This is a genomic window from Streptomyces sp. NPDC044002, from assembly GCF_056434525.1.
In genome coordinates this window covers 46,689-60,959 of record NZ_JBWKEZ010000008.1, presented here as the reverse complement: position 1 = coordinate 60,959, position 14,271 = coordinate 46,689, and the positions used below count along the sequence as shown (strand labels likewise).

Annotated in this window: 13 protein-coding genes and 1 pseudogene; 6 read left to right on the top strand and 8 right to left on the bottom strand. The window is 69.8% G+C overall.

The genetic code is table 11. The annotated features are described in order from the left end of the window. Nucleotides 1-2 precede the first annotated feature (2 nt). Nucleotides 3-905 carry a hypothetical protein gene (locus AC07A6_RS08545; protein ID WP_478776639.1) on the bottom strand — a complete coding sequence of 301 codons (903 nt, stop codon included), beginning with the start codon at nucleotides 903-905 and terminating at the stop codon, nucleotides 3-5. Between the two features lie 141 nt (nucleotides 906-1,046). Between AC07A6_RS08545 and AC07A6_RS08540 the strand changes: the two genes are divergently transcribed. The 6 genes and pseudogenes from AC07A6_RS08540 (at nucleotide 1,047) to AC07A6_RS08515 (ending at nucleotide 5,420) form a co-directional block, all read left to right on the top strand. Continuing rightward, nucleotides 1,047-1,517 carry an SseB family protein gene (locus tag AC07A6_RS08540; protein ID WP_478776554.1) on the top strand — a complete coding sequence of 157 codons (471 nt, stop codon included), beginning with the start codon at nucleotides 1,047-1,049 and terminating at the stop codon, nucleotides 1,515-1,517. Next, complete coding sequence (locus AC07A6_RS08535; protein WP_478776553.1) at nucleotides 1,514-2,146, top strand: hypothetical protein; 633 nt, start codon at nucleotides 1,514-1,516, stop codon at nucleotides 2,144-2,146. The genes AC07A6_RS08540 and AC07A6_RS08535 overlap by 4 nt, the downstream gene beginning before the upstream one ends. Continuing rightward, complete coding sequence (locus tag AC07A6_RS08530) at nucleotides 2,146-3,843, top strand: putative T7SS-secreted protein (RefSeq protein WP_478776552.1); 1,698 nt, start codon at nucleotides 2,146-2,148, stop codon at nucleotides 3,841-3,843. The genes AC07A6_RS08535 and AC07A6_RS08530 overlap by 1 nt, the downstream gene beginning before the upstream one ends. Continuing rightward, on the top strand, nucleotides 3,840-4,148 hold the full coding sequence (locus AC07A6_RS08525; RefSeq protein WP_478776551.1) for a YrhB domain-containing protein: 309 nt from the start codon (nucleotides 3,840-3,842) through the stop codon (nucleotides 4,146-4,148). The genes AC07A6_RS08530 and AC07A6_RS08525 overlap by 4 nt, the downstream gene beginning before the upstream one ends. 9 nt (nucleotides 4,149-4,157) lie before the next feature. Then, a pseudogene (locus tag AC07A6_RS08520) lies at nucleotides 4,158-4,745 on the top strand (toxin glutamine deamidase domain-containing protein); the annotation flags it as partial. 3 nt (nucleotides 4,746-4,748) lie between these two features. After that, nucleotides 4,749-5,420 (top strand): YrhB family protein, encoded by a 672-nt coding sequence (locus tag AC07A6_RS08515; protein WP_478776638.1) that lies wholly within the window; start codon nucleotides 4,749-4,751, stop codon nucleotides 5,418-5,420. A 136-nt stretch (nucleotides 5,421-5,556) separates the two neighbouring features. On the opposite strand, the gene AC07A6_RS08510 is transcribed toward AC07A6_RS08515, so the two are convergent. From AC07A6_RS08510 to AC07A6_RS08480, 7 genes are all read right to left on the bottom strand, one after another. Continuing rightward, nucleotides 5,557-7,338, bottom strand: coding sequence for an IucA/IucC family protein (locus tag AC07A6_RS08510; protein ID WP_478776550.1), 1,782 nt, complete (start codon nucleotides 7,336-7,338; stop codon nucleotides 5,557-5,559). After that, nucleotides 7,335-7,925, bottom strand: a complete 591-nt coding sequence (locus tag AC07A6_RS08505) for a GNAT family N-acetyltransferase (RefSeq protein ID WP_362461739.1) — start codon at nucleotides 7,923-7,925, stop codon at nucleotides 7,335-7,337. Before AC07A6_RS08505 ends, AC07A6_RS08510 begins: the two co-directional genes overlap by 4 nt. Then, nucleotides 7,922-9,223 (bottom strand): lysine N(6)-hydroxylase/L-ornithine N(5)-oxygenase family protein, encoded by a 1,302-nt coding sequence (locus AC07A6_RS08500; RefSeq protein ID WP_478776549.1) that lies wholly within the window; start codon nucleotides 9,221-9,223, stop codon nucleotides 7,922-7,924. The genes AC07A6_RS08505 and AC07A6_RS08500 overlap by 4 nt, the downstream gene beginning before the upstream one ends. Then, entirely contained in the window at nucleotides 9,207-10,697 is a 1,491-nt protein-coding gene (locus AC07A6_RS08495; RefSeq protein WP_478776548.1) for a pyridoxal phosphate-dependent decarboxylase family protein, read from the bottom strand. Before AC07A6_RS08495 ends, AC07A6_RS08500 begins: the two co-directional genes overlap by 17 nt. A gap of 161 nt (nucleotides 10,698-10,858) precedes the next feature. Next, nucleotides 10,859-11,767, bottom strand: a complete 909-nt coding sequence (locus AC07A6_RS08490; RefSeq protein ID WP_386270551.1) for a siderophore-interacting protein — start codon at nucleotides 11,765-11,767, stop codon at nucleotides 10,859-10,861. A 137-nt stretch (nucleotides 11,768-11,904) separates the two neighbouring features. After that, nucleotides 11,905-12,954, bottom strand: coding sequence for an ABC transporter substrate-binding protein (locus AC07A6_RS08485; protein WP_386270550.1), 1,050 nt, complete (start codon nucleotides 12,952-12,954; stop codon nucleotides 11,905-11,907). Between the two features lie 150 nt (nucleotides 12,955-13,104). Then, on the bottom strand, nucleotides 13,105-14,265 hold the full coding sequence (locus AC07A6_RS08480) for an acyl-CoA dehydrogenase family protein (protein ID WP_125817256.1): 1,161 nt from the start codon (nucleotides 14,263-14,265) through the stop codon (nucleotides 13,105-13,107). Between the last annotated feature and the right edge of the window lie 6 nt (nucleotides 14,266-14,271).

Sequence of the window (14,271 nt, the reverse complement as noted above, 5' to 3'; positions counted from 1 at the left end):
GGTCAGGGCACGCTCAGCACGTACCACTGCCGCATGGAGGGGCGGTTGCGCACGTAGAGGTGGGGCCCGCGGCCCACGGGGCGGGTGTACCGCCGCACGGGATCACCGTTCGGCCAGGTCAGCTCGCGCCGGCCGGTGATCACCGCCCCGCCGTCGGTCAGCCGGCAGTGGTGGACCTGCCGCAGGTGGGTGTGGGCCGTGCCGCGCTCGGAGCCCCCGAGCAGCAGCAGACGGTCGTCCCGGACGGCGAGGCCCCACGCGTCGGCGACGGGCAGTTCCCGGAACCGGATCGGCTCCCCGGCCCGCAGCTCGGCCAGGGGAGAGCCGGGGCCGTAGGCGGCTCGGACGACCGAGTCCGTGACGTTGAGCGCGTCGATCTCGACCACCATGTGGTGCGGCTCCGGCGGGTGGAAACCGTGCCGGCGGTTGCCGCCGCTGTCCCACCGGACCAGGGCACCCGCACCGATGGGGTCCCCGTAGACGCCCTCGTCGTTGTAGCCCGTCCAGAAGCTCGCCCGCCCGTCCGCCACCATGTGCTGCAGCCCCGAGCCCAGGGAGAAACGGCGGCGGCAGCGGCCCCGCCGGCCGAAGACCTGGCCGTTGCGGTCCCCCCGGCCGAAGCCGTAGAGGACGAATTCGTCCCGGGCCAGGGCGTCGATCCTCGTCGGGACGGTGGGCACGCCGTACAGGGTCTGCTCACGGACGTGGTCCCCGTCACGGATGACGAGGAGCGCGTCGAAGGGCAACCCGGGCGGTTCGACGGAGCGCCAGCCATGGGGCCGGAGCTGGAACCGGGCGTTGTCACACATCAACCAGAGGGCCCTTCCCCACGCGTCCACCGTGGAGGCCAGGACCTTCCGTTCGTCGTACTGCCGAGGCAACAGTGCGTAGGGCCGCAGCGCCACCTTCGTCAAGAGACCACCTCGCGGGCGAAGGAACGTGTCGCCGCATGATCCCATCCGCCGACAGCGGCCCCGTCGCTGCTCCGTGCAAGGATCTGTCGAGCCGGGGAGGTCGACCGGTGGATGCCAAGGGGGTTGCTCAGGGTGGGATTTGACGAGGAGTGGGCCGAGCTGCGCGCGGCGGCGGCCGGGCGGGCGGCTGCGGGGGCCCCGGTGCCGCCGGTGTCGGCGGCTGCCGGACGTCCCGCGGATCCGCTCGGTGCGGCGCGGGAGGCGGCCGGGGTGCGGCTGGACCTGTTCCGGGAGCGGGTGGTGCTGGTGCCGCTGGACGAGCGGGGCGGGCTGTGGACCGCTCAGCTCGGCGGCCTGGACTGGATCTGCGCTTTCTCCGGTGAGGAGGCCCTGGCCCGGTTCGCCGAGGCGCGGGGCGAGGCCGGGCGGGAGTGGGCGTTCCGGCGGGTGGCCGGGGCGCGGCTGCTGGACGAGGTGATCCCGGAGCTGGACTTCCCGGTCGGAGTCGCCCTGGACGCGGCCGGCCCCGACCGGGCGGTGTTCCCGCCGCTGCGCGGGATCGTGCCGGACGCGGCGGCGCTGGACGGGGAGGTGGCGGCGTGAGCGGGGACGGGGCCGACCTGGACGTCTCGAAGCAGGCACTCGGGCAGATTGCCGACGGCATCACGAAGACGCTGGCTGAGCTGAAGGAGCTCGGCATGGTCGGCACGGCGAGCATGGGCCGCGGCTTCTCGGACCTGTCGCTGTCCGGGCTGGAGACCGGCCACGACGGCCTGACCTCTTCCTTCAACGCGTTCTGCGAGCGCTGGGAGTGGGGCGTGCGCTCGCTGGTCCAGCAGGGCAACGACTTCGCCGCCAACGTCGGCCTGTCGGCCGGCCTGGTGCACGAACAGGACCAGTACATCCAGGGCGGCTTCAAGGTGCTGGTCAACTCGGCCATGGGCAACCCGTACGCCTCCGAGGGCGACATCACCGGGAAGGGCTGGGGCGAAGTCCTCGCCGACAACCCGTACACGCAGGTCAGGGACGCGGACTACAGCGCGGAGTCCTTCGTGCGGGCCGACGGGAACAGCACCGAGGCCTGGAAGGGCGCGGTACGGGACGTGAACAGCTCCGACACCCTCCTCCACAACCAGTTGCTGGACGCCACCGGTCTGCGGGACGACATGGACAGGGCCGTGGAGGGCTGGGTCGGACCCGCACCGGAGGCCGGCAAGGGCGGTGGGCACTGATGCCGGACTGGGGAGGTCTGGTCGACCGGGGGCTGGAGAAGCTGGAGGACGGCTGGGACGCCACCAAGAAGGCGGTCGGCGAGGGCGTGAGCGGCGCCGCCCACGGCGTCGGCGACGTCCTGGACCAGGTCGGCGCGCACGGCTGGGCGGACAAGGTCGACGACTGGGGCGACGGCGTCGCCTCCGACCTCGGCGCCTCCGTGGGCGAGCAGCAGCTCGGCCAGACCGAGCAGGCAAACGAACTGGTCCACGGCAAGCCGGCGGCGATCCGCGAGGCGGCCGCCCACCTCGCCGACTTCCACTCCGCCTTCGACAAGGTCGGCCAAGGCATGAAGGCCCTGGAAACCGGCAACTGGAAGGGTGCCGCCGCCGAGGCGTTCCGCGAGAAGTTCGCGATGCACCCCAAGGACTGGTTCCACGCGTCGGACGCCTGCCAGGACGGCGCCAATGCCCTCAAGCACTACGCGGACACCGTGGAATGGGCCCAGAAGCAGGCCGCCCAGGCCGTCGACCTCTACCGGCAGGGCGTGAAGGCCACGAAGGAGGCGGCCGACGCCTACCGGGCCAAGGCGGACGCGTACGAGGCCGCGGCCAAGGCCGGCCGCGACCCGGGCCCCTGCCCGGCACCGGGCGCCGACCCGGGCGAGGCGGCGCGGGGGCGCGCGCAGGAGATCCTCACGGAGGCCCGCCGCCAGCGGGACGAGGCCGCCGGAACGGCCCAGCGGGCCGTGGAGGCGGCCACGGAGAAGGCCCCGGCCATGCCGTCGGCATCCGAGCGCGCCTGGGGAAACTTCGTCGACCACGAGGCCGGCCAGGCGCTGGAGCTGAACCACTTCGTCGGCGGCGTGCTCAAGGGCACGGCGGCCACCGTCGACTTCGCCCGAGGCCTGAACCCGTACGACCCGTACAACCTCACGCACCCGGCCGAGTACTCGCAGCACGTCAACATGACCCTGGCGGGTCTCGTCTCCACGGCCGCCCACCCGGAACGCATCCCGGGCGCGCTCCTGGACCCCCTGAAGGACGACCCCAGCGAGGGTCTCGGTCGCCTGGTGCCGGAGCTGCTGGGCACGAAGGGGATGGGTGGGGCCCGCGTTGGCGTACGAGTGGCCGAAGAAGGCGCGGAGACCTCGGTAAAGCAAGCAGGGAAAAGTGCGGCAAGCCCCGGGACTACCCCGATCGAATCCTTCGATTGGAAAGATCTCGCGAAGCCGACGGAAAAGGTGCCCGAGAGGTCAATTCATGCGGATTCGGTTTCCGAGGCGGATGCCAAGAAGTTCCTGGAGCATAAATTCCCGTGGCTCGAAGAAATCAACCCTACCGGCAGTGCTGGCTATACCATGAACTGTTCACACAACGTGGTGACTGTGGAGCAGAGGCTGCAGGGGGTCGAGGTGTCGGCTGCTCCGAGGGCGGAAGGAGCGCACGTCCCTCCGGAGGTGCTCGGCCTCAAAGACAGGGCGGTCGGCGAATATGACTGGGTTCACGGTTATGATGACATAATTCGCGACATCGAGGCGCGTGGGCCCGATGCCAGAAGTGTTGTGTACATCGAGCGAGAGGACGGAAGTGCTCACGTGTTCAATGCCGTAAACACGGAGTACGGGGTGGCGTTCCTCGATGGACAGAGCGGAACATTGGCGATTCTGGAAGATGTGCCATATATCGGCCATATTCCGTATGGTGGAGGGAAATGATGTCGGTATCCCGGATGGAAGCGCATGCCAGCGCCCGCAGGTTCCTGGAGCAGGCGTTTTCGGATAGGTCTGGGTTGACGGTAGTCATGCAGCCCGACCTGTCGTTCGAACACGACTTCGCCTGGTGTGTCCGTTTCGATTCGCAGGAGCATCTCGACACGGGAAACCGGGCCCTGGCCCCGTTCACTCGCGTGGTGGTTGTTCCGAAGAACGGTGATGCCCCTCATTTCCCACCCACCCACCTTCCCGTGGCCGCGTACCTTGACCAACTGGCGGCGGGCAACTGGCCCCCGACCAAGGATTGAGGTCGGCTGATGATCGAGCCTCAGGGCGCCGCGCTGCAATGGCTCTTCGGCACGTACCGAGGGCTTGTCGAGCTGGCAGAGCCGAATCCGGTGGCGGAGGATGCCGGGACGTGGTTGTTCTCCTGTCGGACCGTTGCGCAGCCTGGATATCCTCGGACCCCGATGCTGGCCGCGTCCTTGGTGGTGCCCAAGGACGGAGGGCTCCCGTTTCATCCGGCGGCGGACGACCCGTGGGGCGACGCCACGGCGTATACCCGCACTCGGCACGCACCGGACCCGGGAACGCAGGCGCGGCGCCTGAACTCGCGCGGGTGCGTGGTGTCTGTGGCCTCTGCGATCGCCGGGGCGCCCACGATGCCGTTGCCCTGGCAACCGGCGCACGAGGCCCCGGGCTGGTGGGAGCTGCTTCTCCGGCGCTACTTTCCCACTGCGGAGCAGATGCGCTGCGCGAGTTGGAGCGAGGTCATCCGGCGAGTCCGGGAAAGCGGGCCGGGCACCCAGGGCATCGTCTGGGTTCGCAGGACGATCGGTGGAGCCGAGGCCAGCGGACATCTGATCCATGTGCACAACAGCGACGGCGAAGCCGTATTCCTTGACGGAATGACCGGCGGTCTGGCGCGGCTGGAGACCGAGGGCGTGCTGGAGCTCGTATTCGCCCAGGTGAAGCTCGAAGAAGTTCCTGCAGCCGACGGGCTGGAGGCGGCGCGGGCGAAGGCCGAGGCGTGGCTGGGGCAGACGTACGGGGAGCCCGTCGAGCTGGTGGCTCCGGATGCGGCGGACGAGACGGCCCGGGGGTGGCTGTTCGCCTGCCAGACCACCGCCGCGCTGCGGACGGGGGACTGGCGGCACGCGATGCTCGACGCCGCGCTGGTGGTGCCGAAGGGGCCGGGGGCGCCGTTCCTGCTGCCCAACTCCGACCCGTGGGGGTTCTTCGCCCGCTGGGACCGGGGTGAGGCGGGCGGGCCCACGCCGGAGCCGGGGAAGGCCGACTGGTTCGCCTCGACGATGGCGCAGCTGGGGCCCGTCATGCAGGTGTCCGAGTTCCCGACGGTCGCCGCCTCCGTCCAGGCGCTCGCGGCCCTGCCGGCCGGGGGCCGCGCCCTGGTGTGGGTGCGCCGGCTGGACGGGCGGGGGCGGGAGTCCACCGGTCTGCTGCTCACCGGTCTGCGTTCCGAGGCCGGCTTCGTGGGGCTCGTGGACGGTTCGGCGGAGGAGCTCAAGAGCCTCGACGGGTTCCGGGAGTCCGGGGTCCGGGTCGTCCGCTACCGCTGAGGCCGTCCGGGGACGGCACGACGTCGGGGCCGCGAAGAGGGCCTTGGGCTTCGCGGCCCCGACGTCGGGGCTGAGGGGTGGAGGAGCGGGCGCGGGTTCGAGGGACCGTATCGAAGCCGCGCCCGCCCCTCTTTGTTCACCGCCGCGCGAAGGGCGCGACGGGGTTCTTGAGGGTGCCGATCAGCTGGAGGGCCGCCGCCGGGTCGGCGAGGTCGACCATCTGCTTGTTGTTGCGCAGCTGGAGGCGGTTCAGGCAGGACAGCTGGAACTCCTCCGCGAACAGGTCGTACTGCGCGAAGCGGTCCGCCAGGGCGGGCGCCGAGTCCTGGTAGTCGTGGGCGCAGTCGGCCACGGCCTGCCAGAAGACCGACTCCTCGCAGATGCCTTCCGAGACCAGGATCGAACCCAGGAAGCGGAAGAAGCAGTCGAAGACGTCCGTGAAGATCGACAGGAGCTTCATGTCCTCCGGGATGTCGGCGCGGATGCGATCGACCTCCGGGGGCAGGACCGCGTCCGGGCTCATGATGACGATCTCTTCGGCGATGTCCTTGAAGATCGCCCGCTGCACCACGCCGTCCTTGATCACCAGGATGGTGTTCTCGCCGTGCGGCATGTAGGCGAGGTCGTATCGGTAGAAGCAGTGCAGGAGGGGGAGCAGGTAGGCGCGGAGGTAGGGCTTCAGCCATTCGGCCGGTGTGAGGCCCGATTCGGCGATGAGGGCGCCGACGAAGGACTTGCCGTCCGCGTCCACGTGGAGCAGCGAGGCCATCGTGGCCAGGCGCTCGCCGTCGCGCAGGGAGTTCACCGGCGACTCGCGCCACAGGGCGGCCAGCATCTTGCGGTACGGCGAGTAGCGGTCCGTCGCGCGCTCGTACTGGCGGTGGTGGTAGCCGATCGCCGCGCGCTCGCGGATGATCGAGAAGTCGACCGACTGGAGGACCGAATCGGATTCGATCAGTTGGTGCAGCCAGTCGTTGATGGCTGGGGTGGCCTCCATGTAGGCGGCGGACAGGCCGCGCATGAAGCCCATGTTGAGGACGGAGATGGCCGTCTTGACGTAGTGCTTCGTCGGGGTGGTGGTGTTGAAGAAGGTACGGATCGACTGCTGCGCGAGGTAGGCGTCGGAGCCTTCGCCCAGCAGCACCAGGCGGCGGTTGGCGATCTCGGCCGCGAAGGTGACCGTGGTCTTGTTCCACCACTGCCAGGGGTGGATGGGCAGGAGGTGGTAGTCCGCCAGGTCCAGGCCCAGGGAGGTCATCTTCGCCGCGAAGAGGGTGAGGGCGTCCTCGCCCAGCTCCTCCCGCATGAACGTGTCGTGGTCCAGGCCCGCGCCCGCCGTGAAGGTGGAGACGTCCTTGCGGGCGGCGACCCACACCAGGTGGACCGGGCTCGCCGTCTCCGGGGCGTACGAGAGGTACTCGTGCACGCCGAAGCCCAGCCGGCCGTTGTTGGCGACGAAGCAGGGGTGGCCCTCGGTCATGCCCGTCTCGATGTCCTGGAAGGTGGACTTCGCGAGGGTGGACGAGCTGAGCTGGGGCTTGGTGTATTTGTAGCCCGTGCCGGCCAGGGTGGAGGAGATCTCCTCCAGGTAGACCGGCAGGACCTCCGCGCTCAGCCCCAGGGTCTGCTGGAGTTCGATGTGGAAGTCCAGGGCGTCGAGCGGGAGCTCGGTGCCGTTGCCGTGGCGGGTGATGGACTCCTCGTCCACCGCCCAGTGGTCCAGGGCGTGCAGGGCCGAGCGGAAGCGGTACTCGACCGTGCCGTCGTCGCTGAGCACCGAGTAGAGGCCCGGTTCCAGCTCCTTCGGCGTCAGCAGGCGCTCGTGGGAGAACTCCGCGAGGGCCTTGCGGACCAGGGCGCGGTTCGCGCGGGCCCACAGCTCGGGGGAGAGGTGGGAGACGGCGTCGGCGAGGCTCATGCCGGGACTCCCGTCGTGAGGGCGGTGGCCGCCTCGAACTGGGCGCGGGTGCAGAAGCTGAGCAGGGCTTCCTTCTCCGGCTTCCGGACCGGGCCCTCGGGGACGAAGCCGACCGCCTCGTTCAGGGCGTGGACGGCCTTGTTGCGGACGTCCGGCTCGACGACCACGCGCTCCGTCGCCGGGTCGGCGAAGAGGGAGGCCATGACGGTGGTGATCACCGCGCGGGTGAAGCCGGATATGGGGGTGTCCGAGGGGGCCACCAGGAAGTGCATGCCGACGTCGCCGGGCTGCGCGTCGTACAGGCCGACCAGCTCCAGCTCCGAGGGGTCGTAGCTCTCCATCAGGAAGGCGGGGCGGCCCTCGTGGAGGCCGATGAAGGCGTGGTGGTGCTCGTGCGCGGTGATGCGCACGTACTCGCGCTCGACCTCGGTGAGGGAGGCTTCCTGCATCATCCAGAACGCGGCTTTCGGGTGCGTCACCCAGCCGTGCAGGAGTTCCGCGTCCGAGAAGGGGTCCAGGGGACGGAGGGAGAAGGTCCCGAGGGCCGCGTCGGTGCGGGCGAAGAGGAGTTCAGGGGTGGTGCTCATGCGTGGATGCCTTCCGGGGCCGCGAACTGCTGGAACGCGATGGACTTCTCGACCTTGTAGTACTCGCGGCCGAGCAGCTCACCGACGATGTACGCGTTGCGGTACGCGGCCATGCCCAGGTCGGGCGAGGTGAGGGAGTGGTTGTGGGTGGTGCCGTTCTGGAGGTACACCCCGCGGCCGGTGACGTCGACGGCGTAGTTGCGGCCGGCGTCGAGGCGGCCGTGGCCGTCGAAGTTCAGGCGGTCGTGGATGGGGGTGAGGAACTCCGGCGCCACGTACTTGTAGCCCGTGGCCAGGACCAGGCCCTCGGTGCTGAGGGCGAAGTCACGTTCCTGCTCCTCCTGGCGCAGGCCCAGGGTGTACGTGCCCGTGGTGGTGTCGTACGCCGTGCTGTTCAGGGAGGTGTTGGTGAGCAGGGTCGTGGGGACCGCGCCCGGCATGGTGATCTTCTTCTGGTAGAGCAGGTCGAAGATGGCGTTGATGAGGTCGCCGTCGATGCCCTTGAAGAGGTTCTTCTGCTGGCTCTCCAGCCGGTAGCGGGTCTCCTCGGGGAGGGCGTGGAAGTAGTCCACGTACTCCGGGGAGGTCATCTCCAGGGTGAGCTTGGTGTACTCCAGCGGGAAGAAGCGCGGGGAGCGGGTCACCCAGTTGAGCTGGTAGCCGTGTACGTCGATCTCGGCGAGGAGGTCGTAGTAGATCTCGGCGGCGCTCTGGCCCGAGCCGATCAGGGTGATCGACTTCTTCTTCTGGAGGGACTCCTTGTGCTGCATGTACGAGGAGTTGTGCAGGAAGTCCCCGCCGAGGTTCTCGCAGGACGCCGGGACGTGCGGCGGGGTGCCGGTGCCCAGGACCAGGCGGCGGGCCCGGTGGGTCTCGCCGCGGTCGGTGTGGACCTCGTACACGCCGGCGGCCTCGTCGTACGTCACCTCGGTGACGGAGGTGGAGTACAGGACGTTGTCGAGCCGGTCGGCGGCCCAGCGGCAGTAGTCGTTGTACTCGGCGCGCAGCGGGTAGAAGTTCTCCCGGATGTAGAAGGAGTACAGCCGGTCCTTGTCCTTCAGGTAGTTCAGGAAGGAGAAGGGCGAGGTCGGGTCGGCGAGGGTGACCAGGTCCGACATGAACGGCGTCTGCAGGTGCGCGCCGTCCAGGAACATCCCGGCGTGCCACTCGAAGTGCGGCTTCGACTCGATGAACAGACCGTCGAGCTCGTCGATCGGCGCGGTCAGGCAGGCGAGTCCCAGGTTGAAGGGGCCCAGGCCGATGCCGATGAAGTCGTGGGGCTTAGCGGTGGACGGCAAGGGATTCTCCCAGGAACTGCTCGGCGTGTGCGGCGAGGAGGTCGAGGACGGCCGCGATGTCGGCCGTCGTGGTCTGCGGGTTGAGGAGGGTGAACTTCAGGTACTGCTTCCCGTCCACCTTGGTGCCGGCGACGACGGCCTCACCGGAGGCGAACAGGGCCTTGCGGGCGTGCAGCTGGGCCTCGTCCACGAGGTCGGCGCGGGTCTCGCCGGCGGGCAGGTAGCGGAAGACGAGGGTGGAGATCTGCGGCTCGACGACGACCTCGAAGCGCGGGTCGGCCGCGATGACCTCGTAGCCGGCGGCGGCGAGGTCGACGACCTGGTCGAAGAGGGAGCCGACGCCGTCGGCGCCCATGATGCGCAGGGTCATCCAGAGCTTGAGGGCGTCGAAGCGGCGCGTGGTCTGGATGGACTTGTCGACCTGGTTCGGGATGCGCTCCTCGGCCATGCGGCGCGGGTTGAGGTAGTCCGCGTGGTACGTGGCGTGCTTGAGGGTGTCGCGGTCGCGGACCAGCATCGCGCTGGAGCTCACGGGCTGGAAGAACGACTTGTGGTAGTCGACCGTGACCGAGTCGGCCTTCTCGATGCCGTCGAGCAGGTGCCGGCGGGTGGGGGAGACCAGCAGCCCGCAGCCGTAGGCGGCGTCCACGTGCATCCACGCGGAGTGCTCGTCGGCCAGGCGGGCGATCTCGGGGAGCGGGTCGATGGACCCGAAGTCGGTGGTGCCGGCGGTGGCGACGACGGCCATCGGGAAGAGGCCCTCGGCGGCGCAGCTCTCCAGCTCCAGGGCCAGGACCGAGGTGTCCATGCGGCGGTTGCGGTCGACCGGCACGGAGATGACGGCCTCGTAGCCGAGGCCCAGCATGGCGGCGGACTTCTGGACGCTGAAGTGGCTGGCCTCGGAGGTGAAGATGCGCAGCTTCGGCAGCAGTTCGTCCTTGGTGAGCTCGGTGCCGGCGTCGAGGGCGCGCTTCATCACGGTCCGGCAGGCCTCGTCGCGGGCGAGGAGCAGGGCGTGGAAGTTCGACTGGCTGCCGCCGGAGGTGAAGATGCCGTCGGCGCCCTCACCGAGGCCGATGCGGCGGGCGGTCCACTCGATCAGGCGGCGCTCGATGAGCGTGCCGCCGATGGACTGGTCCCAGGTGTCGAGGGAGGAGTTGACGGCCGACAGGACCGCTTCGCCGACCACCGCGGGGATGACCACCGGGCAGTTGAGGTGGCCCAGGTAGCGCGGGTGGTGGAAGTAGACGGCGTCGCGGAGGTAGACGTCCTCCAGCTCGTCGAGGGCGGCGGTGGCGTCACCGAGCGGCTTGTCGAGGTCGATCCCGTTGATGACCGGGGCGAGTTCGTCGACGGATATGCCGGTGTGGGGCCGCTCGGTCGTGGCGAGTTTGGCGGCGACGCGGTCGACGCCCTCGGTGACGGAACGCCGGTAGAGGTCCGCGGTCGTCTCGTTCAGCAGATGCGAGCGCATCAACTTTCCTCCGGGCAGGGCAGGGGGGAGCGGGGGGATGGGTGAGGCTTGGGGTGTGAGAGTTAGGTTAGCCTAACCTTACTTTGATCACAAATGCGGGAGGCCCCGGCGAATGCCGGGGCCTCCCGTGTGAAATTCCGTGCACCGCACGGCCGTTGTGGCTAGAGCTCGGACGCCGGGTCCTCGCTCGGGGCCTTGCCCGCGTACGCCTCGGCGAGCAGCTGCTCCTCGCTCGCGCCGAGCCGCCAGTAACCGGTGAAGCGCACCGCGCGCCGGTCGATGGAACGTTCCTGCACCAGGTGGCGGCGTACCGCGCGGATCGTGCCCGCTTCGCCCGCCAGCCAGGCGTACGGGGCTTCGGCGGCGGGGAGTTCCGCAGCGCGGATCTCCTCCACCACGCGGCCCGCCCGGTCGGGGCCGGGCGCGCCCTTCTCGCGCACGATCCAGGTGATGTCCGCGTCGGCGTCGGTGCGCAGGGCCAGCCGGTCGTCCGCGTGCGGGACCTCGAACCAGGCCCTGACCTTCGCCCCGGCCGGGAGCCGGTCCAGGATCGCGGCGGCGGCGGGCAGGGCCGTCTCGTCCGCGTACATCAGGAAGGCGCCGGTGGCGGCCGGGGGCTGGAAGCGCACGGACTTGTTCTCCGCGACGGCAGGCCCGATCGCCATGATCCGGCGGCCGGTGACGGCCCGGCCCGCCCAGCGGGAGGCGGGGGAGGCGTCCCCGTGCAGGACGAAGTCGATGTCGACCTCGTCCACGCCCTCGTCCGTACGCCGCTGCTCGCGCACGGTGTACGAGCGCATCACCGGGCGGTCCTCGTCCGGCATCGCGCGCCAGGCCCCGAACCAGGTGTCCTCGTCGGTGGAGGGCAGCTCGGTGTGCTCGACGTGCGCGGGCGGCAGGAAGAGCGAGAGGCTCTGGTCGTACCCGCCGGATCTGAAGTCCGCCAGGGACTCACCGCCGAAGGTGACGCGCAGGAACGAGTGGCCGAGGCGGCGCGTGCGCAGCACTTCCATCGTGAAGAAGCGGAAGTGCGCCACGGCCTGTTCGGCCTCGGACGCGGTGGCGGTCATGCGCGAGTCCCCCCTGGGATTCGAATGGGCGCCGGCGGCGGGTGTGGTGCCGGGCGGTCAGTGCCGGGCGGTCAGTGCCGGAGGCCGGGCCGCGGGCGGTGGCCCGCGGCCCGGCCTTCAGGACCGGCGGAAGAGGGTCAGGAGACCTTCTTGGCGTTCTGGATGGTCTTGGCGAGGTCCTCGAGGATCTGCGCGCACTTCTCGTACGAGTAGATCGGCTCGGTCACGCGCGGGGCGACCTGGCCGGCCTTGACGGCGGGCAGCTCGTTCCAGGTCGGCTTGGCCTTCAGGGCCTCGGGCTGCAGGGCCTGGGTGCGGTTGTCGAGCAGGACGACGTCGGCCTTGTACTTGCCGGCGTTCTCCCAGCTCAGGCTCTCGTAGAAGCCCTGCGGGTCCAGCTTGTCCTGCTCGGGGGAGACGAACTCGACGCCCAGGGACTCGAAGTACTTCAGGTCGGCCGAGGTCTTCGGGGTGGAGACGTAGAAGAGCTGGTCGGCGCCGGAGCCGACGAGCACCTTGATGCCCGGGTTGGCCTTGACGGCCTCGCGGACCTTGGCGGAGGCGGCGTCGAAGCGGGCCTTGGCGTCGGCGGCCTTCTTCGAGTTCAGGTCGGCGCCGAGGGACTTGGCGAGGTCCGCCGTGCGCTCCAGGGCCTTGTCCATGGAGACCTTGTCGCCCACGCCGATCGCGGCGGCCGGGGCCAGCTTCAGGATCTTGTCCTTGGAGGCCTCGGGGACGTACCAGTACGTGCCGTCCCAGGTGTTGGTGGCGAGCAGCTCGGGCTTGAGGGAGGCGTACTTCTCGACGTTGAACTCGTCGTAGACGTTGCCGAGGATCTCGACCTTGGAGATGTCCATCGAGCCGGCCATCGGGTCGGCCTTGCCGTCGGCCAGCTTGGTCGGGCCGAAGACGCCCTTGACCTGCACGCCGTAGTCGTACAGCGCGGCGGCGGTGCCGGTGTAGGCCACGATGTTCTTCGGCGTGGACTTCGCGGTGATCGGGTCCTTGCCGAGGTCGTCCTTGAAGCTCCACGCGCCCGAGGCGGCGGCCGTGCCGCCCTTGCCGCCCTCAGCGTCCTTCGCCTTGTCGCTGCCGCCGCACGCGGTGAGAGCCGCGACGAGGCCGAGGGCGCCGCCGGCGGCGACGAGACCGCGGCGGGAGAGGAACGTGGAGCTGGGCTTGGGCATGGCGAAGTCCGCTTTCGTACGTGCAGGGGCGGCCGGGGGACCCGAGGCCGTTCGGTGGGAAGGTTAGCCTAACCTTGGCCGAAAACGGTAAGGGGACCCTAATTTTTTTCGGGTCCCCTCGTCGTTCCCACGCGCGGCGCGGGCGTTCCGTCAGCCGGCGAAGCCCAGTTCACGGGCGATCAGCATGCGCTGCACCTCGCTCGTGCCCTCGCCGATCTCCAGGATCTTGGAGTCGCGCCACATACGGGCCACGGGGTACTCGTTCATGAAGCCGTAGCCGCCGTGGATCTGCGTGGCGTCCCGGGCGTTGTCGACCGCGACCGTCGAGGAGTACAGCTTCGCGATGGCCGCCTCCTTCTTGAACGGCTCCCCGTGCACCAGCCGGGAGGCCGCGTCGCGCCAGCCGATGCGGGCCATGTGGGCGCGCGTCTCCATGTCGGCCAGCTTGAACTGGATGGCCTGGTTGTCGCCGATCGGCTTCCCGAAGGCCTGCCGCTCCTTGGCGTACTTCACCGACTCGTCGACGCAGCCCTGCGCGAGCCCCGTGGCCAGGGCCGCGATGGCGATGCGGCCCTCGTCGAGGATCCGCAGGAACTGGGCGTAGCCGCGGCCCTCCTGGCCCACCAGGTTGGCGAGCGGCACCCGCACGTCGTCGAAGGACAGCTCGCGTGTGTCGGAGGAGTTCCAGCCGACCTTGGAGTACGGAGCTGCCACCGTGAAGCCGGGGGTGCCGGACGGGACGATGATCGAGGAGATCTCCGGGCGGCCGTCCGCCTTGCGGCCCGTCACGGCCGTGACGGTGACCAGGCCCGTGATGTCCGTACCGGAGTTGGTGATGAAGCACTTCGAGCCGTTGATCACCCACTCGTCGCCGTCGCGCACGGCGGTGGTGCGGGTGCCGCCCGCGTCACTGCCCGCGCCGGGCTCGGTCAGGCCGAACGCGCCGAGCACCTCGCCCGAGCACAGCTTCGGCAGCCACTGCTGCTTCTGCTCCTCCGTGCCGAACAGGTACAGGGGCATGGCGCCCAGGGAGACACCCGCCTCCAGGGTGATGGCGACCGAGGAGTCGACGCGGGCCAGCTCCTCCAAGGCGATGCCGAGGGCGAGGTAGTCGCCGCCCATGCCGCCGTACTCCTCCGGGAACGGCAGGCCGAACAGGCCCATGCGGCCCATCTCGCGGACGATCTCGTAGGGGAACTCGTGCCGCTCGTACAGGTCGCCGATCTTCGGCGCGACCACGTCGTGCGCGAACGCCTCGACGGTGCGGCGGAGTTCCTCGTGCTCGGGGGTGAGCCGGTGGTCGAGGGACATGGTGTG